This window comes from Halococcus dombrowskii, assembly GCF_022870485.1.
GTDB classification, from domain to species: domain Archaea; phylum Halobacteriota; class Halobacteria; order Halobacteriales; family Halococcaceae; genus Halococcus; species Halococcus morrhuae.
Map to the genome: position 1 here is coordinate 2,549,006 of NZ_CP095005.1, position 17,164 is coordinate 2,566,169.

Below are 17,164 nucleotides of genomic sequence, written 5' to 3' on the forward strand. Positions count from 1 at the left end.
AAAACCTTTCCACATACCTCGGAGTTATTCGAGGGGTAGAACTACGTCAATCGTCGCCGTCGGTCCGGGGAATGGACGACCCCGATCCACAGGTCGAACGGCTGCTCGAACGGATCAACCGCCAGCGCACGCCGCCGACCCACGGCATGTCGGTCCCGACCGCCCGCGACCGCCTCGACGAGCTGTTCACGACGCCCGATCCGGAGCCCGTCGGCGAGATCGAGGAGTTCTCGATCGAGGGGCCGGGCGGACCGCTGCCGGTGCGCGTCTACGCCCCCGAGACGGGGACGGAGCCCTACGGCGTGTTCGTCACCTTCCACGGCGGTGGATGGGTCGTCGGTGGGCTCGACACCCACGACCCGGTCTGTCGCGCGCTCGCCAACGCGGCCGACTGTCTCGTCGTCTCGGTCGACTACCGGCTCGCGCCCGAGCACCCCTTCCCGGCGGCCGTCGAGGACTGCTACGCGGCCACCGAGTGGGCCGTCGACTACGCCGACGAGCTCGGCGGCGACGGGGATCGAGTCGCGGTCGGCGGCGACAGTGCGGGCGGCAACTTGGCCGCCGCCGTCACGCTCGTCGCCCGCGACCGTGACGGGCCGGAGCTCTGCCATCAGTCGCTCGTCTATCCGTCGGTCAACTCGCCGTCGTTCCAGGAGTTCGATTCCTACGAGGAGAACGCCGAGGGCTATCTCCTCGAACGGGCAAGCGCCGAGTGGTACTACGAACGCTATCTCTCACATCCGACCGACGCACGCAACGCGTACGCCGCACCACTCATGGCACGCGATCTCTCCGATCTCCCGCCGGCGACCGTCGTCACCGCGGGGTTCGATCCGCTGCGCGACGAGGGAATCGCCTACGCCGATCGCCTCGACGCGGCGGGCGTGCCGGTCACCCACGAGTGTTTCGAGGGGATGATCCACGGCTTCCTCAATCTGGTCGACACGATCGACCGCAGTCGCGACGCGATCGCGGTGCTTGCGGACGATCTCAGGGACGCGTTCGCCCAGTAGGTCGGAGAGGACGAAGTGATCGGAACAAATCGGCAGTGAGAACGGTGGTTCCGGTCCCGATCTCTCGGGTCCGTCTGAATCAGGATGCGTCGGTCGAGAGGATGCCGGTGGCGACGGCCGCCAGCTCGTCGGCGTCGGCCTCGCTGAGGCGCTCGTCGCCGAGCAGCAGCCGAAGTCGTGGGCGGCCGACGTCGATGGGCACCTTCGTCGTGTCGAGCAGTCCCATCTCTTCGAGGCGAGTCTTCGTCCGCGAGAAGGTGGCCTTGCTCGCGACGCCAGTGTCCTCACCCCACTTCGAGATGTCGTAGAGCAGCTCCTCGTTTTTCGCCGCGACGAGCAGGCTGATCGTCACCTCGTCGAGACCGTTGCCGTCGCCGCGGGCGGTGTCGAGCGAGGCGAGCACGGCGTCGAAGTCGTCGCGGACGCCGGGATCGAACGCCTCGGCCATCGTCTCGCGGATCCGCGAGAGCGGCGGGGTTCTGAGGCTGTACGACGAGCTCGCTTCCCAGCGCTCCTCGGAGCGCTCGTTGGCGTTCGCGACGAACTCCTCGTCGTCGGTCCCGAGGGCGGCCACCCGCTGGCCCGCCGTGACAAGCGAGACGACCGTTTCGTCGGTGACGATCAGTTGGCCGGTGCCGGCCTCCTCGATCGTCCCCAACGAGAGCGTGCCCTCGTCGATGAGATCGGCGGCGGTGCTGGCAACCAGGAAATCGTCGAGAACGTCCTTGAGCGTACTGTCGAACGCGAGCAGGCGTACTGTCGGCGGGCTGTCGAGACCGTCGAGCACCGTCACGAGCCGCTCGACCGACGCCGCCGCGGGCACGACGACGAACGCGTCGTCGGTCGTTTCCGAAAGCACGGCGCGGTAGACGTCGGCAACGTCCGTTTCGATTCGGTTCGTGAAACTCATAGCAACTAAACGGAGGTTTTCCATCTATTTAATTTTATTGGCCAACTGAACCTGAAACGCACAAAGTAAAAGGATATTGCAACTTCCAGGGTCGATATCCGCAACGATATGCATGTCGTGGAGACAGAAGGAGACGACAGATAGTTCGACGTCGGTTGACCGTTCGGTTGACGAGGGTCTTCGCACGAAACGGTTTTTGGCCGTATACGTTGCTGTTGGAAACGATACGATAGGTTCATCCCAGCCACGGGTGAATATCGATCAGTTGTGAGTGATAGTCAACAACAGTCATCCGAAGCGGAATCGCTAAGCGAGAGCATTCAGTTCACGGTGGCGTGTTGTGGCGTCACGGACGTGAGTGGTGCCAGCGCCTGCACTTACTCCGGTCCCTGAAGCACGCCGAAATCCATCCGGTCGCTCCAGTGGAGCTGGCCGTCGATCTTCACCGGCATCGCTTCGAGCGCGAGAAACGCCCAGAGTTCGTGTGCCGAGAGATCGAGCCGGCGGACGCGACCCGAGGAGAGATAGCAGTCACGGTCGCCCGACGCAGCGGGGATGAAGAGGCTGCCGAGACCGCGCTCGCGCGTCGGATACGTGATCTGGTCGACCCGAAAGCCGTCCTCGGTGCGCTCGATCTCGCAAAGCGTCGGCGTGCCGCCCGTAGCGTCAGCGATGGCAAAGCCGCCGTCGCCAACGACGAGATACTGCCCGCCGACGATGCTCTCGCCGCGGGCGATCTCGAGGGCGGGCCCCAGCGGAAAACCGGCATCGAGCAGGCAGGCGAGCGCGCGACCCATCTTGACGCCCTCACTGTTCAAAATATCCGAGATCGTGACGATCCCGCCGATGGCACCGGCCTCGATCAGCGCCATCCCCTGCCGATATGACTGGCAGGCATTCAGGAGAAACGCATCGACGCCCACCGAGTCGATTTCTCGGGCGTCGAGACGGCCGTCCGCGCACGCGAACCCCTCGTCGTCGACGTGGCCGATGTAGTGGAGGAAATCCGTCCGGGCGGCGAGTACATCCGCCAGCTCGTCGGTGGTGAGATCGTGGGCGACGGTCACGTCGAAGGGGAGATCCGCTCGTTCGCCGTAACTCGCCTCGACGGCGCGCTCGTCGTCCATCGCCGCGTCGTTACAGACGACCGTGATCTCGATATCCCCCTCCGCCGGCGTCCGCTCCAACCGATTGCGATAGGCCGCCAGCGACGCCTTGCTCGCCCCCAGCGGCGTCCCTTCACCGATCCACGTCTGCTCCAGAGACTCCGATCGGAGCGGTTTGACGTACGTGTTCTCGCCGCCCGTCTGGGTGCCCGTACTCCGCGTGTCGTCGCGCAGGAACGTATCGAGCGCGGCCGATCGGACGTTCGGCACCGAGACCTCGTGTGTCCGTGCGGACCGAACGACGGCGAGGTCGGACACGACGAACGGTAGGTGTTCGATGCTGTCGGCCGTCGCCGTGACGGTGGCCGTGAGCTTCCACGCCGGCACGTGCTCGGCGATCGTCCGGTAGGGAATCGAGAGATACGTTTCGAGCTGGGTGGCCAGGGATTGCTCGTAGAGCGCCGGGAAATCGAATCCCAGCTCGTCCTCCAACAGCCGCCGTTCGTGGAGGTCCATCGGCGTCCAGCCCTCGGTCCGGGTGAGACAGTCCAAAAAGAAGGTCTGCTTGAGCGTCCGCGCGACCGTTTGCTCGAACCCCTGCGGACCGTCAAGCGACTGCTCGAACCCGCGATCGGTCCGCAACAGCGGTTCCGTACCCGGCTCGATCGTCGCACCAAGATAGTACGCGAGCGGCGCAACCGTGTAGATCGATTCGTATTCGGGGGGTATCTCGATGGTCACACCCGTCTCAGGCGGTTCGAGTCCCGACAGCTCCAACGAATCACCGAGTTCGATCGTCGGCGGATGACCTCGAAGGGTCGGATACGACCGTTCCGGACTGGTCGTCTTCAACGCTGATCCGAACGTCGAGATCGCCTTCATCATCGCCTCGGGGTCGGCCGGCGTTTGTACCGTCGTCGCCGGTCGCTCGTGGTGCGAGCGCGCGCCGATCAACACCTCGCGCTCGCCGTCGAACTCGATCGTCATTCCCGCCGCGTCGGCGCTGATCCGGAGCGGGCTTTCGACTCGCAGATAGAGCTTGATCGGCGCGCTCACCTCCAAGATGTATTCGCCGGCCGGGAATCGTTCGTCGGCGTGATGCTCGGCGCGGTCGATCACCACACCCGATCCGTCACGGACGTGGACCGAAACGACGCTCGGCAACGCTATCCCATCGGTCCGGATCGACACCGCGCTCCCGATCGGAAAGCGAAAGCGCGATAGCTCGACAGACGTCGGTCGTACCGCGCTCGTCGCCAGCTCGTACTGGCGGCGCTCGATCGGGTCCACGACCGCCAGCCCGTCCGTCGACCGTTCGAAGAACACCGCAGCCATTACTCGCCGACCTGTCTCGTCGCATTCATCCTTTATCGTCGATCAGGTTCGTCCTGTATGTGACGTCACGGCAAGCCACAAAAGTCTATCCGTTCGACTCGCCGCAGCTGTGAGCGAAGCGAAAACGAACCGTCGAACACCGATCGGGGCCGATGAATGGTCGATGTCGTGCGGAGTTACGTGAAACACAGGCGCAAAGCCTCGCCCTTCAGGGCTGTCTTTTACCCACAAATGCTATCGCGGTAGCTGACGAACTGAGACCGAAAGATGGAGCGTCGTTCGAGGGGGTGGCGACCGAAACTGGATGAGAATGGCGAACTGTATGATATGGATGTATCAGATTGGATTCGTACGGAGTTTCGGGCGGCTGATCTTGGCGATAAGCGTCTCACGGATCGATTAGTCCAGATCGGTGATGAACTCGGCAGTTCACCTGCCGAGTCCATCCCAGCCGCCTGCGAAGACTGGGCCTCCACAAAGGCTACATACCGATTCTGCGATAATGACAGTGTGGAACCCAACGAGGTTCTCTCTGCTCACAAGCAAACACAGCACTCACGGTTGGGTGACGGAGACGAGCTGTTGGTCGTCTCCGACACCACCTATCTCACCTTTCCTCGCCACCCAGCTAAAGAGGGCCTTGGTGACATTAGCTCTGCTGACATCGATGTTGAAGGCGTCAAAGTCCATACCTCGGTTGGAATTCTCCCGGAAACACAGCGTATGACTGGGATCATCGATCAGCAGGTGCTGATCGAAGACCAACAATCAGGCAATACGTACGACACGAATGGGAAAGATGAGTCAATTCTCCTTGAGAATGGACAGGAGAAATGGATTCGTGGTGACAGGGAAGCCACCGAGTGGCTTCCCGAAGACGTGCGGCCGATTTTCGTCCACGACCGAGGCGGAGACGCATTCTCGTTGTACACTGAACTCAACAAAACGATGGACAACACTGGCTTTGTTGTCCGAGCCAATCAAAATCGACGGATACACACGGACGACGGTGAGTTAGACAAACTCTTCGACTGGAGTGGCGACCTTCCTCAGGAGGGTCGCACGACCATCGAGATCCAGCAAGGTGGCGGAAGACAGGCACGGCAAGCAGAGTTGTCGATTGCAACAGGAACATGTGACCTTCTTCCACCCCGGAACGATTCTGCTGGTAAAGATCCGGTCACGGTGAACGTCGTGAGAATCGACGAGATCAGCGAGAGCGACGACCCGATTCAGTGGGTGTTACTCACCACTGAATCGGTCGAAGACTTCGACGATGCTCTAACCATCATTGAGTATTACCGTGCTCGCTGGCGAATCGAAGATTGGCATAAAGCGTTGAAGACTGGCTGTGGGTTCGAAGAACGTCAACTTCAGACGTGGGAGCGTATGGAGGTGTTACTGAGTGTGTACTCAGTGATCGCGTGGAAGGTACTGGAGTTACGAGAACTAGCTCGTGGAGAACCATCGGTTGCTCCAGAAGTCTTGTTGAGCGAGGCCGAGCGCGCAGTTCTGGAAACGAAATTTCCAGAACTGAGCGGTCAAAACGGCAAAGCCTACGCTGTAAGTGTAGCGAAGCTTGGCGGATATCTGGACCGTGGCTCTGATCCTCCACCAGGATGGCAGACGATGTGGAAAGGGCTTCAGAAGCTCCGGATGTGGGCTGAAGGCTACGAACTCGGTGCTGAATGAGCGCCAGCGGCCGCTCATTCAGCTGAACTCACTGTGAACTCAGACGATTCCCCGTTTTGCAGACCGATTCCTGTTCGAAACCGTGAGTCTGTCTTAATCGTGATAGTATCTTGACCAATTTCATATTTTCAAACCAGAATAGGGTGGTTTACCTTGATAACGCTGAGTTATGGGTAAGAGACAGCCCTTCAGGGCGGGGATACAGCGCCGTAAGCTGTGTCTTGCATCTGTTCAACCACCGTCTACCCGTCGATGGTTGGCCGGATATTCTACCGGAACGTTTAGGTCTATTCTATATCATAGGTTACGTATAGCGAATAAAGTCGTCACACGCACATATCGGGCGAGGGTGCGGAACCACTCGCAAGTGCGTGACGGCCTCGATTCGCTCGGGTTCGCCGCCAGCAAGCTCTGGAACGTCGCCCGCTACACTGTGGGCCGCGTTTGGGACGCTTGCGGCCAGATTCCCTCGGCCTTCGATCTGCAAAAGTACCTCAAAGACCACGAACGCTACGCGGACCTCCATTCTCAGTCCAGTCAGCGAGTTCTTGCCGAACTCGGTGAAGCGTTCACGGCATGGTACGGGCATCGGAGTAACGGGAACACGAAAGCGAACCCGCCCGGCTACCGCAAACACAACGGCGAACACCCGCGTTCGACGGTCACGTTCAAGCAGAAGGGGTTCAGGCACGACGCCGCGAACGACCGTATTCGTCTCTCGAAGGGGTCAAATCTCAAAGACGGATGGAGCGATTTCATCCTCTGCGAGTACGACGTTATCGGTCCCCGGGATACGACCGTCGAAAACGTTCAGCAGGTCCGCGCCGTGTATGAACACGGCGTCTGGCGACTACACATCGTCTGTCGCGTCGAAGTGGGAGTCGCCGAACCGCCCGGCGACCGCACGGCGGGTGTGGACCTCGGGATATGCAACGTCGCCGCCGTATCGTTCGGCGACGAGTCGTTGCTCTACCCCGGTGGTTCCCTCAAGGAGAACGAATACTACTTCGCCAAGAAGCGTGCGGAGTGCGACGATTCGCTCTCACGAGAGGCCCGGCGTTTGGATCAAAAACGTACCGACCGCCGCACACACTTCTTCCACACACTCTCGAAGGAGATCGTGGAACGATGCGCTGAACGCGGTGTCGGCACGGTGTTCGTTGGCGACCTCGGCGGCATCCGCGACGACGAGAACGGCGATCCGAAGAATTGGGGCAAGCACGGCAACCTCGATTTGCACGGGTGGGCGTTCGACCGCTTCACGACGATGCTTGAATACAAAGCTGAGATGCAGGGCATCGCCGTCGAAACGGTGTCTGAACGGGACACGTCGAAGACCTGCTCCGTGTGCGGAACGAAAGCAGACAGCCAGCGCGTTGAGCGTGGCCTGTACGACTGTGACGAATGCGGGACCGTGGCGAACGCGGATGTGAACGGTGCGGAGAACATCCGGCTGAAGAATGAAAGTACCTCCGAGTCCACTGACGCGGTGGATAGGAGTAACGGCTGGTTGGCACAGCCAGCGGCTCGTCTGTTCGACAAAACGCGAGGAGCGTTCTTCCCGCGTGAACAGGCGGTCCGCGAACCCTAATATCCCAACTGCGATCGGGAATCCTCGCCCTTCAGGGCTGTCTCTTACCCACAAATGCTATCGCGGTAGCTGACGAACTGAGACCGAAAGATGGAGCGTCGTTCGAGGGGGTGGCGACCGAAACTGGATGAGAATGGCGAACTGTATGATATGGATGTATCAGATTGGATTCGTACGGAGTTTCGGGCGGCTGATCTCGGCGATAAGCGTCTCACGGATCGATTAGTCCAGATCGGTGATGAACTCGGCAGTTCACCTGCCGAGTCCATCCCAGCCGCCTGCGAAGACTGGGCCTCCACAAAGGCTACATACCGATTCTGCGATAATGACAGTGTGGAACCCAACGAGGTTCTCTCTGCTCACAAGCAAACACAGCACTCACGGTTGGGTGACGGAGACGAGCTGTTGGTCGTCTCCGACACCACCTATCTCACCTTTCCTCGCCACCCAGCTAAAGAGGGCCTTGGTGACATTAGCTCTGCTGACATCGATGTTGAAGGCGTCAAAGTCCATACCTCGGTTGGAATTCTCCCGGAAACACAGCGTATGACTGGGATCATCGATCAGCAGGTGCTGATCGAAGACCAACAATCAGGCAATACGTACGACACGAATGGGAAAGATGAGTCAATTCTCCTTGAGAATGAACAGGAGAAATGGATTCGTGGTGACAGGGAAGCCACCGAGTGGCTTCCCGAAGACGTGCGGCCGATTTTCGTCCACGACCGAGGCGGAGACGCATTCTCGTTGTACACTGAACTCAACAAAACGATGGACAACACTGGCTTTGTTGTCCGAGCCAATCAAAATCGACGGATACACACGGACGACGGTGAGTTAGACAAACTCTTCGACTGGAGTGGCGACCTTCCTCAGGAAGGTCGCACGACCATCGAGATCCAGCAAGGTGGCGGAAGACAGGCACGGCAAGCAGAGTTGTCGATTGCAACAGGAACATGTGACCTTCTTCCACCCCGGAACGATTCTGCTGGTAAAGATCCGGTCACGGTGAACGTCGTGAGAATCGACGAGATCAGCGAGAGCGATGACCCGATTCAGTGGGTGTTACTCACCACTGAATCGGTCGAAGACTTCGACGATGCTCTAACCATCATTGAGTATTACCGTGCTCGCTGGCGAATCGAAGATTGGCATAAAGCGTTGAAGACTGGCTGTGGGTTCGAAGAACGTCAACTTCAGACGTGGGAGCGTATGGAGGTGTTACTGAGTGTGTACTCAGTGATCGCGTGGAAGGTACTGGAGTTACGAGAACTAGCTCGTGGAGAACCATCGGTTGCTCCAGAAGTCTTGTTGAGCGAGGCCGAGCGCGCAGTTCTGGAAACGAAATTTCCAGAACTGAGCGGTCAAAACGGCAAAGCCTACGCTGTAAGTGTAGCGAAGCTTGGCGGATATCTGGACCGTGGCTCTGATCCTCCACCAGGATGGCAGACGATGTGGAAAGGGCTTCAGAAGCTCCGGATGTGGGCTGAAGGCTACGAACTCGGTGCTGAATGAGCGCCAGCGGCCGCTCATTCAGCTGAACTCACTGTGAACTCAGATAATTCCCCGTTTTGCAGACTGATTCCTGTTCGAAACCGTGAGTCTGTCTTACTCGTGAGAGTATATTGACTAATTTCATATCTTCAAACCAGAATTAGATGATTTATCTTGAGAACGCTGAGTTATGGGTAAGAGACAGCCCTTCAGGGCGGGGAGGATGTCAAAGAACTGCGCCGAGGACGACGCCGGTGAGCAGCGAGAGCAGCATGACGCCGCCGGCCGTCTCGAACGGGATCCGTTCGACGTGCTGGGTGGAACGGCCCAGTCCGGAGTCGGTTTCGGTCGAGGCGAGCACGACGATGCCGGCGGTGGCGAAGGCGAGACCGATGACCAGTCCCCAGAGGAAGGTGATTCCGGACGCACCGGCGAGAACGATGGCGACCGCGCGGCTCAACACGAACCCCGTGCCGGCGATGATCGGTGCGCTGCCGACGACGCTGGCGCGGTCGACCGCGTCCATGCGCTCGCGTAGACGATTCACACCGGCAAGTGTCCCCGAGGAGTCGAGGCGGCGGTGGCGACGCGACATAGTTCCGGATATGAATCCAGCTATATAATACCCCGTCAGACGCTCGTCAGCGACCGGCGTCGTCCGGCGAACAGATCCATAGTCGTGCGTGCCGTTGACACTCCTGTGACCGAACAGCTCTATCTGCCGGACGACGACTATCGCCGCGAGTTCGACGCCCGCGTCGAGGACGTCGACGAATCGAACGGAACGGTCGTGCTCGACCGAACGCTGTTCTACAAGGAAGGCGGCGGACAGCCACCCGACCACGGTCGCCTCTCGTTCGAGGGCGGTGAGGGCCGCGTCGTCGACGTCAGGAAGGATCACGGCGAGATCCGACATACGATCGAGGGCGATCTCCCGGAAGCAGGCGTGACCATCCACGGCGAAATCGACTGGGAACGTCGCCACGCGCACATGCGCTATCACACCGCCCAGCACGTCGTCTCGAAGGTCGTCCTCGACGAGTACGGCGCGAGCACCGCCGGCAATCGGATCCACGCCGACCGCGCACGGATCGATTTCGCGCCGGCGGAATTCGACGAGAGCGATCTCCGCGCCATCGAGGAGCGCGCGAACGCCCTGATCGAACAGGACCTCCCGGTCGAGAAGGAGAACCGCCCGCGAGCAGCCCTCGAAGCCGAAACGCCCGACGGCCGGTCGAATCTCGATCTGATCCCCGACGATGTCGACCCGCTGCGGGCGGTCACGATCGGCGACGTCGACGTCTGTCCCTGCGGCGGGACGCACGTCGATCGGCTCGGCGAACTCGGCGAGCTGACGATCGTCGATCGGAGCTCGAAGGGTGCCGACACCGAGCGCATCGAGTTCGTGCTCGACGGGCCGGAGCGAGCGTGATCGGGTTCGTATGCACACAAAACTTATTACAACACCCGAACCAGTTCGGATCGGAGCCGGAATGGCTCCGCGCCAGCGGGGGCGACTCCGTTGCCTGGCATCATCACACCCCTCTCCACCTTCGTCCCCGCTTTCCGTTTCCGCTAGCACCGCGAGTGAGAGGAGCTATGCGGACGGACGTGCTCGGTGAGACATGCGCGTTCTGGTGACCGGTGCGACGGGGTTCGTCGGCGGACGGCTGCTCCCCGCTCTCGCCGCGGCCGGTCACGACCTCACCGTGCTCACCCGCGACGCCGAGCGCTACGACGGTCCGCCGGCGCGCGTCGTCGAGGGTGATCTGCTCGATGCGGGCAGTTTCGAGGCGGCGTTCGAGGGCTGCGAAGCGGCGTACTATCTCGTCCACTCGATGGACGCGGCCGATTTCGTCGCGCGCGACCGGCGGGCGGCACACAACTTCGCCCGCGCGGCGGATGCCGCCGACTGTTCGCAGGTGATCTATCTCGGCGGTCTCGGCCGTGATTCCGACGCGCTCTCGCCACATCTCCGCTCGCGCCACGAGGTCGAGCGGCTGCTCGCCGCCGGCGACTACGATCTCACCGTGCTCCGAGCGGCGGTCATCGTCGGTGCTGGCGGGGCGAGCTTCGAGATGGTGCGCCGGTTCGTCGCCCATCTCCCGCGCGTGTTCGTCCTCCCGCTCCCGACGGCAGCACGGACGAACTGTCAGCCGATCGCGATCGACGACGTCGTCGGCTATCTCGCCGCGGTGCTCGACGCACCGGAAACCCGCGGGCGATCGTTCGATATCGGCGGGCCGGCGGTGCTCAGTTACGCCGATCTGCTGCGGCGCATGGCGCGGGCGTACGGCCACCGGCTGTTCGTCGCCGCCGTTCCGTGGCTGAGCGAACGCCTCGCAGCACATTGGCTCGCCCTGTTCACCGGCATTCCCGAGACCGTCGTCGCGCCGCTGATGGCCGGGCTCGACAACACGGTCGTCGTCAGAAACGGCGGGATCGACGAGCTCGTCTCGGTCGCGCACACGCCGCTCGATGCGGCCATCGAACGGGCGATCGCCGGCGACTGATCAGTCCATCGCGCGGTCGAGCACCGCCCGTCGCTCGGCGATCGTTCCGGCCGCGATCGACAGTTCGCCATCGTCGGTCGTGAGAGCGAGCCGGCCCGTATCGGTCGCCGTGCCGATCTCGTGGACGGGAGCGACGCCCGCGAACGCCTCTCGGACCGCGTCGGGGCTCGTCGTCTCGACGACGGCCCGCCCCGGCTGCTCGTGAAAGAGCTGTTCGGCGGTGCTTGCCGGGCCGTCGAGTTCCACGTCCGCGCCCGCAGCCGGCGAAACCATCTCGGCGAGCGTCACCGCGAGACCGCCGTGGCTCGCGTCGTGGACCGCGCGCGTTCCCTCCTGGTTCGCCACGTCGGCGAGCGTCTCGACGAGCGCGTGCGGCTCCTCGGGCAACGTCGGGAAACGATCCGTGCCGCCGGTGGTGTCGAGATACGCCGAACCGCCGAGCCCCGCCTCGTGGCCAGCGAGCACACGATCACCAATCACCAGAAGCGTTCCGTCGCCCGTGAGGTCGGTCGGCGGCGCGTCGTAGCCGTCGCGCGCGCCAAGCATCGCGATCGTCGGGGTCGGCGGGATCGCGCCCGCCGCCGAGTCGTTGTAGAGCGAGACGTTGCCGCCGACGACCGGCACCGAGAGCGTCTCGCACATCCCCGCGAGTCCGTCGACGATGGCCGAGAACCCGCCGTAGACGTCCTGCTTTTCGGGATTGCCACCGTTGAGGCAGTCGACCGCCGCGAGCGGTGTTGCGCCCTTCGCGGCGAGGTTGGTGGCGTTTTCGAGCGCGATCGCACGTGCACCCGCATGGGGATCGGTGGCCGTCCAGTTCGGCTCAGCACCCGCCGACAGCGCGAGCCCCGTTCCCGTCTCCTGGATCGCCAGCACGGCACTATCGTCGCCGGGACCGCGGGCGGTACGGAGGCCGACCTCGTGGTCGTACTGGCGATAGACCCACTCGCGGCTCGCGGTGTTCGGATCGCCGATGACGCGCTCGAACGCTGTGTCGAGTGCCGTCTCGGGGAGGTCGCGGGTCGGCTCCACGGGTCGTTCGGTAGGGAGATCGTTCGCCGGCGCGCCGTCGGCGAGGAACTCGGCGGGAACGTCGACGACGGTCTCCCCGTCGAAGGTGCAACTGTAATTCCCGTCGGTGATCTCGCCGATGACCGAACAGCCGAGATCGAAGCGGGCGGCGATCGCGGCGACGCGCTCGGTGTTCTCGGGGGCGACCTCGTAGCACATCCGCTCCTGCGATTCGGCGAGCAGGATTTCGAGCGCGTTCATCTCCGGTTCGCGCTGATGGACGGCTTCGAGGTCGATCCGCGCGCCGAACTCGCCCTTGGCGACGAGTTCCGAGGAGGCTCCGCCGAGTCCCGCCGCACCGAGATCGCGCGCCGACTCGACGAGGGATTCGTCGATGAGGGCCTCGTTCGCCTCGATCAGTCGTTTTTCGGCGTAGGGATCGCCGACCTGGACCGCCGGGCGGTCCTCGGTCGCGGCGTCCTCGCCGAGATCCTCGCTCGCGAAGCTCGCTCCGCCCAATCCATCGCGTCCCGTCGCGTTGCCGACGAGGACGAGCTCGTTGCCCGTGCGCTGGGCCTCGGCGGTGAGCAGTCGATCGGGCGGGAGAAGGCCAACGCAGGCGACGTTGACGAGCGGGTTGCCCTCGTAGCCCTCGTGGAAGGCGAGGCTGCCGCCGACCGTCGGCACGCCGATCGCGTTGCCGTAGTCGGCGATCCCCTCGACGACGCCGTCGAAAAGGTACTGTGAGTGTTCGCGGTCGAATTCGCCGAAATACAGCGAATCGAGCAGCGCGATCGGGTACGCGCCCATCGAGAGCGTGTCGCGAACGATGCCGCCGACGCCCGTGGCCGCGCCGTCGTAGGGATCGACGTAGGAAGGGTGGTTGTGGCTCTCGATGCCGAACGTGACGTACAGTTCGTCGTCCGGCAGCGCGACCACGGCGGCGTCGTCGCCCGGACCGATGACGACCTGTTCGCCTTCGCTCTCGAACGCCGACAGCAGCGGGCGCGAGGAGCGATAGGCACAGTGTTCGCTCCAGAGGTTTTCGAACAGCGCGGCCTCGGCGCGCGTCGGTTCGCGGCCGAGCTCCTCGACGACGCGTTCGCGATCGGGCGCGGAGAGGGACATATCTCCCCGTTCGGGACCCCAGCCAAATCGCTTGCGATGAGTCGGGCGGCTCCGGGGGGCGTCGGCGACACGGGCTATGCGATCGACTCGTCCACGACGGCGATACCGGGGGGCTTTTCGTGCCAGCGCCCGGAGCCCGCGCCGTGCTGTCGGCCGAGCTTCACTGCCACTCCGAACTGTCCTTCGACGGCCGTGATCCCGTCGAACTGCTGCTCTCGCAGGCCGACGCCGTCGGGCTCGACGCGCTCGCGGTGACCGACCACGACGAGATCGACGCGAGCCTCGCGGCCGCCGACCGCGCCGCCGACTACGGACTCGTCGGCATCCCCGGCTCCGAGGTGACGAGCGCCGCCGGCCACGTCCTCGCGCTCGGCATCCACGAGCGCGTGCCGGCCGGGCTCCCCTTTACCGAGACGATCGACCACATCCATGACCAGGGTGGCATCGCGGTCGTTCCCCACCCCTTCCAGCGCTCGCGCAGCGGCGTCGCCCCGCATATCACGAGCGAGGAGCTGGCCAGCGCCGACGCCATCGAGATCTACAACTCCCGGCTGCTGACCGGCCGCTCGAACCGCCGCGCTGGACGGTTCGCCCGCTCGCACGATCTCCCGATGACAGCGGGCAGCGATGCCCACATCGCCGAGATGGTCGGCCAGGCCGTGACGAAAGTCGACACGACCGACCACACGGTCGCCGGGATTCTCGACGGGATACGGGACGGACGCACCGAAACCACCGGCAAGCGCACGCCGTGGCATATCAGCTTCCGACAGGCCGCCGGCGGCGTCAAACGCCGTATCAAGAACCGACTCGCGAGCCTGCTGTAGGCCCGAGCAGTTATTTCGATGACGGTCGTATAGACGGGCATGGAGTGGCTCGGCGCGTTCGGCAGGCGGCTCCTTACGGCCGGCGTCCTCTTCCTGTTTTTCTGGACGCTCGTCGGCCAGTACGCCTATCGGGAGGCCAAAACGGAGGGGCGCTCGATGCCGAAACGACGAGGACTCTGCTGGGGAGTGCTCGGCATCGTCGGCGTGATCGACTACCTCCGTGATATCCGGAACCGCGACGAGAGTCGCCTGAGATGGATCGGGTTTGCGGCGTTGCTGTTCGCGTTCTGGGCGATCGATCCAGTCGTTCGTCAGAAGCCAGCCGGATGGTACGCGTGGGCTGGGGTGTATGCCGGCTTGTTCGTGCTGTACTGGCAGTTCGATCTCGAAGCGCCCGCGGACGCCAGGCGGTGACTATTCGGCCGCCGCGATCGCCTCACAGCCGATCGCCACCGTGTCGGCGTCGATATCGCTCGCACGGAGGTCCGCTGGCGTGTACCATTGCCACGCGTTCGATCCCGGTTCGTTGTCACCGTCGGGAGCGATGGTCCGACTCCCGACGCGCGCGAAGTAGACGAAGTCGATGTGCTGGTGGCTCACCTGGCCATCCGGATGGACGTCGATGTCGTAGAGCATCTGATAGCGCGGTTGCGGGAGCGCGCGGCCGGCCGGCGCGTCGATCGCTGGCGCGCTCCCGAGGAGGTCGGCGTCCAGTCCCGTCTCCTCGCGCACCTCGCGCAGGCCGGCCTCGTGGGGCAGCTCGTCGCGGTCGACGTGCCCGCCGGGCGGAAGGCGAATGCCCAGTTTCGGATGCTGGTGGAGCGCCGTCGCTCCCTCGTTGACGAGATAGACCGTCGCAGTGAAATGCCGGGTCGTCTCCATGCGGAACGAAAACGGCCGGTGGCTTTCGGTATTGCGGAGTCCGCTTTCGAAACGCTTAGTGGTGGCGCTCACCCCCTCTCCGTATGAGCGATGCGAGCGTCGACCCGGCGACGGTGGCCCACGTCGCCGACCTCGCACGGGTCGACCTCGACGAGGACGAAGCCGAGGCGTTCGCCGCGCAGTTCGCCGACGTGCTCGACTACTTCGAGACGCTCGACGAGGTTCCGGAAGTCGATGCCGATCCGGAGCTCGTCAACGTCCTGCGGACCGACGAGGCACGCGAGAGTCTCTCCCAGGACGAAGCGCTTCGAAACGCACCGGAAACCGAGGACGGCTACTTCGAGGGGCCGCCGGTCGGATGAGCGACGCCTTCATCACCCGAACGGAGATCGAAAGCGACGGCGACGGCTCACTCGACGGCCAGCGGATCGCCGTCAAGGACAACATCAGCACAGCGGGCACCCGCACGACCTGCGGCTCGGCAATGCTTGCCGAGTACGTCCCGCCCTACGACGCGACCGTGATCGAGCGCCTCAAAGCGTCGGGGGCGACGGTCGTCGGGAAGACGAACATGGACGAGTTCGGGATGGGGACGACGACCGAGAGCTCCCATTTCGGCCCGACCACGAACCCCGTCGACGAGGAGCGGGTTCCGGGTGGCTCCTCGGGCGGGAGCGCGGCCGCCGTCGCCGCCGGCGAGGCCGATCTCGCGCTCGGTACCGATACCGGTGGCTCGGTGCGCTGTCCGGCCGCCTTCTGCGGCGTCGTCGGCATCAAACCGACCTACGGGCTGGTCTCGCGGTACGGGCTCGTCGCCTACGCCAACTCGCTCGAACAGGTCGGTCCGCTCGCGCCCACGGTCGAAAAAGCGGCCGAACTGCTCGACGTCATCGCCGGCCCGGACGAGCGCGACGCGACGACCCGCTCGGAGGGCGCGGACACGGACTACGCGAGCGCCGCCGACGGCGATATCGACGGGACGACGATCGGCGTTCTCACCGATCTCGTCGACGGGGCCGACGAGCGCGTCGCGGCGGTCTTCGAGGAGCGCATCGCGGAACTCGAAGAGAGAGGGGCGGAGATCCGAGAGATCGAACTCGACTCGCTCGCCCACGCCGTGCGGGCGTACTACGTCATCGCCATGTCCGAGGCCTCCTCGAACCTCGCACGGTTCGACGGCGTTCGCTACGGGATCTCGGGCGGGTTCGACGGCGACTGGAACGACGCGTTCGCGCGAGCGCGCGAAGCGGGGTTCGGCCCCGAAGTGAAACGCCGGGTCCTGCTCGGCACGTACGCGCTATCGGCGGGCTATCACGACAAATACTACGAGAAGGCCCAGGACACGCGCGCGTGGATCAAGCAGGAGTTCGATGCCGCCTTCGAGCAAGCGGACGTGCTCGCATCGCCGACGATGCCCGTCCTGCCGCCGAAACTCGGCGAGAGTCTGGACGACCCGCTCCAGCACTACCTCATGGACGCCAACACCGTCCCCGTGAACCTCGCCGACCTCCCGGCGATCTCGGTGCCGGCCGGCACCGCCGACGGCCTGCCCGTCGGCGCACAGTTCGTCGGCCCGGCCTTCGGCGAACGCGCCGTGATTCGGGCCGCGAGCGCACTCGAATAGCCCGCTTCTCGACCGACGGCCATCGTAATGTTCAGTAG

15 protein-coding genes are annotated in these 17,164 nt (G+C 63.5%); 10 read left to right on the plus strand and 5 right to left on the minus strand.

All coding sequences use genetic code 11. The annotated features are described in order from the left end of the window. Positions 1-71: 71 nt before the first annotated feature. Positions 72-1,013: an alpha/beta hydrolase gene (locus tag MUK72_RS13300; protein ID WP_244701870.1), complete on the plus strand. Its 942-nt coding sequence runs from the start codon at positions 72-74 to the stop codon at positions 1,011-1,013. A 79-nt stretch (positions 1,014-1,092) separates the two neighbouring features. Here MUK72_RS13300 and tbsP read toward each other — a convergent pair whose 3' ends face one another. Then, a complete protein-coding gene (gene tbsP / locus MUK72_RS13305) occupies positions 1,093-1,923 on the minus strand; it encodes a transcriptional regulator TbsP (RefSeq protein ID WP_244701873.1) in 831 nt (276 codons plus the stop codon). Positions 1,924-2,300: 377 nt separating this feature from the next. Continuing rightward, complete coding sequence (locus MUK72_RS13310) at positions 2,301-4,364, minus strand: hypothetical protein (RefSeq protein ID WP_244701877.1); 2,064 nt, start codon at positions 4,362-4,364, stop codon at positions 2,301-2,303. 267 nt (positions 4,365-4,631) lie between these two features. Here MUK72_RS13310 and MUK72_RS13315 point away from each other — a divergent pair, with 267 nt between their 5' ends. The 3 genes from MUK72_RS13315 to MUK72_RS13325 all read left to right on the plus strand — a co-directional run bounded on the left by MUK72_RS13315 (position 4,632) and on the right by MUK72_RS13325 (position 9,162). Further along, positions 4,632-6,056, plus strand: coding sequence for an IS4 family transposase (locus MUK72_RS13315; protein WP_244701882.1), 1,425 nt, complete (start codon positions 4,632-4,634; stop codon positions 6,054-6,056). Between the two features lie 310 nt (positions 6,057-6,366). Further along, a complete protein-coding gene (locus MUK72_RS13320) occupies positions 6,367-7,647 on the plus strand; it encodes an RNA-guided endonuclease InsQ/TnpB family protein (protein ID WP_244705338.1) in 1,281 nt (426 codons plus the stop codon). Positions 7,648-7,737: 90 nt separating this feature from the next. Then, a complete protein-coding gene (locus MUK72_RS13325; RefSeq protein WP_244701885.1) occupies positions 7,738-9,162 on the plus strand; it encodes an IS4 family transposase in 1,425 nt (474 codons plus the stop codon). 205 nt (positions 9,163-9,367) lie between these two features. On the opposite strand, the gene MUK72_RS13330 is transcribed toward MUK72_RS13325, so the two are convergent. After that, complete coding sequence (locus MUK72_RS13330; RefSeq protein WP_244701888.1) at positions 9,368-9,736, minus strand: hypothetical protein; 369 nt, start codon at positions 9,734-9,736, stop codon at positions 9,368-9,370. 105 nt (positions 9,737-9,841) lie between these two features. On the opposite strand from MUK72_RS13330, the gene MUK72_RS13335 reads away from it, so the two are divergent. Next, positions 9,842-10,573: an alanyl-tRNA editing protein gene (locus MUK72_RS13335; RefSeq protein ID WP_244701904.1), complete on the plus strand. Its 732-nt coding sequence runs from the start codon at positions 9,842-9,844 to the stop codon at positions 10,571-10,573. Between the two features lie 193 nt (positions 10,574-10,766). Next, the gene (locus MUK72_RS13340; RefSeq protein WP_244701907.1) at positions 10,767-11,654 is read left to right on the plus strand and encodes an NAD(P)H-binding protein; all 888 of its coding nucleotides are present in this window, start codon (positions 10,767-10,769) and stop codon (positions 11,652-11,654) included. Here the strand turns inward: MUK72_RS13340 and purL are convergent, their stop codons facing one another. Next, complete coding sequence (purL, locus tag MUK72_RS13345) at positions 11,655-13,793, minus strand: phosphoribosylformylglycinamidine synthase subunit PurL (protein ID WP_244701910.1); 2,139 nt, start codon at positions 13,791-13,793, stop codon at positions 11,655-11,657. Between the two features lie 143 nt (positions 13,794-13,936). Here purL and MUK72_RS13350 point away from each other — a divergent pair, with 143 nt between their 5' ends. Next, on the plus strand, positions 13,937-14,620 hold the full coding sequence (locus tag MUK72_RS13350; protein WP_244705340.1) for a PHP domain-containing protein: 684 nt from the start codon (positions 13,937-13,939) through the stop codon (positions 14,618-14,620). 39 nt (positions 14,621-14,659) lie between these two features. Continuing rightward, positions 14,660-15,034: a hypothetical protein gene (locus MUK72_RS13355; protein WP_244701913.1), complete on the plus strand. Its 375-nt coding sequence runs from the start codon at positions 14,660-14,662 to the stop codon at positions 15,032-15,034. On the opposite strand, the gene MUK72_RS13360 is transcribed toward MUK72_RS13355, so the two are convergent. After that, a complete protein-coding gene (locus MUK72_RS13360; RefSeq protein ID WP_244701915.1) occupies positions 15,035-15,502 on the minus strand; it encodes an NUDIX hydrolase in 468 nt (155 codons plus the stop codon). A gap of 83 nt (positions 15,503-15,585) precedes the next feature. Between MUK72_RS13360 and gatC the strand changes: the two genes are divergently transcribed. Both gatC and gatA read left to right on the plus strand, forming a co-directional pair. Then, positions 15,586-15,864 (plus strand): Asp-tRNA(Asn)/Glu-tRNA(Gln) amidotransferase subunit GatC, encoded by a 279-nt coding sequence (gene gatC, locus MUK72_RS13365; RefSeq protein ID WP_244701918.1) that lies wholly within the window; start codon positions 15,586-15,588, stop codon positions 15,862-15,864. Next, entirely contained in the window at positions 15,861-17,126 is a 1,266-nt protein-coding gene (gatA, locus tag MUK72_RS13370) for an Asp-tRNA(Asn)/Glu-tRNA(Gln) amidotransferase subunit GatA (RefSeq protein ID WP_244701921.1), read from the plus strand. Before gatC ends, gatA begins: the two co-directional genes overlap by 4 nt. Positions 17,127-17,164: the final 38 nt, after the last annotated feature.

Coding starts and splice junctions, on each gene's coding strand:
- MUK72_RS13300 (WP_244701870.1), top strand. CDS start 72: ATGGACGACCCCGATCCACAGGTCGAACGGCTGCTCGAACGGATCAAC.
- tbsP (WP_244701873.1), bottom strand. CDS start 1,923: ATGAGTTTCACGAACCGAATCGAAACGGACGTTGCCGACGTCTACCGC.
- MUK72_RS13310 (WP_244701877.1), bottom strand. CDS start 4,364: ATGGCTGCGGTGTTCTTCGAACGGTCGACGGACGGGCTGGCGGTCGTG.
- MUK72_RS13315 (WP_244701882.1), top strand. CDS start 4,632: ATGGAGCGTCGTTCGAGGGGGTGGCGACCGAAACTGGATGAGAATGGC.
- MUK72_RS13325 (WP_244701885.1), top strand. CDS start 7,738: ATGGAGCGTCGTTCGAGGGGGTGGCGACCGAAACTGGATGAGAATGGC.
- MUK72_RS13330 (WP_244701888.1), bottom strand. CDS start 9,736: ATGTCGCGTCGCCACCGCCGCCTCGACTCCTCGGGGACACTTGCCGGT.
- MUK72_RS13340 (WP_244701907.1), top strand. CDS start 10,767: ATGCGCGTTCTGGTGACCGGTGCGACGGGGTTCGTCGGCGGACGGCTG.
- purL (WP_244701910.1), bottom strand. CDS start 13,793: ATGTCCCTCTCCGCGCCCGATCGCGAACGCGTCGTCGAGGAGCTCGGC.
- MUK72_RS13355 (WP_244701913.1), top strand. CDS start 14,660: ATGGAGTGGCTCGGCGCGTTCGGCAGGCGGCTCCTTACGGCCGGCGTC.
- MUK72_RS13360 (WP_244701915.1), bottom strand. CDS start 15,502: ATGGAGACGACCCGGCATTTCACTGCGACGGTCTATCTCGTCAACGAG.
- gatC (WP_244701918.1), top strand. CDS start 15,586: ATGAGCGATGCGAGCGTCGACCCGGCGACGGTGGCCCACGTCGCCGAC.
- gatA (WP_244701921.1), top strand. CDS start 15,861: ATGAGCGACGCCTTCATCACCCGAACGGAGATCGAAAGCGACGGCGAC.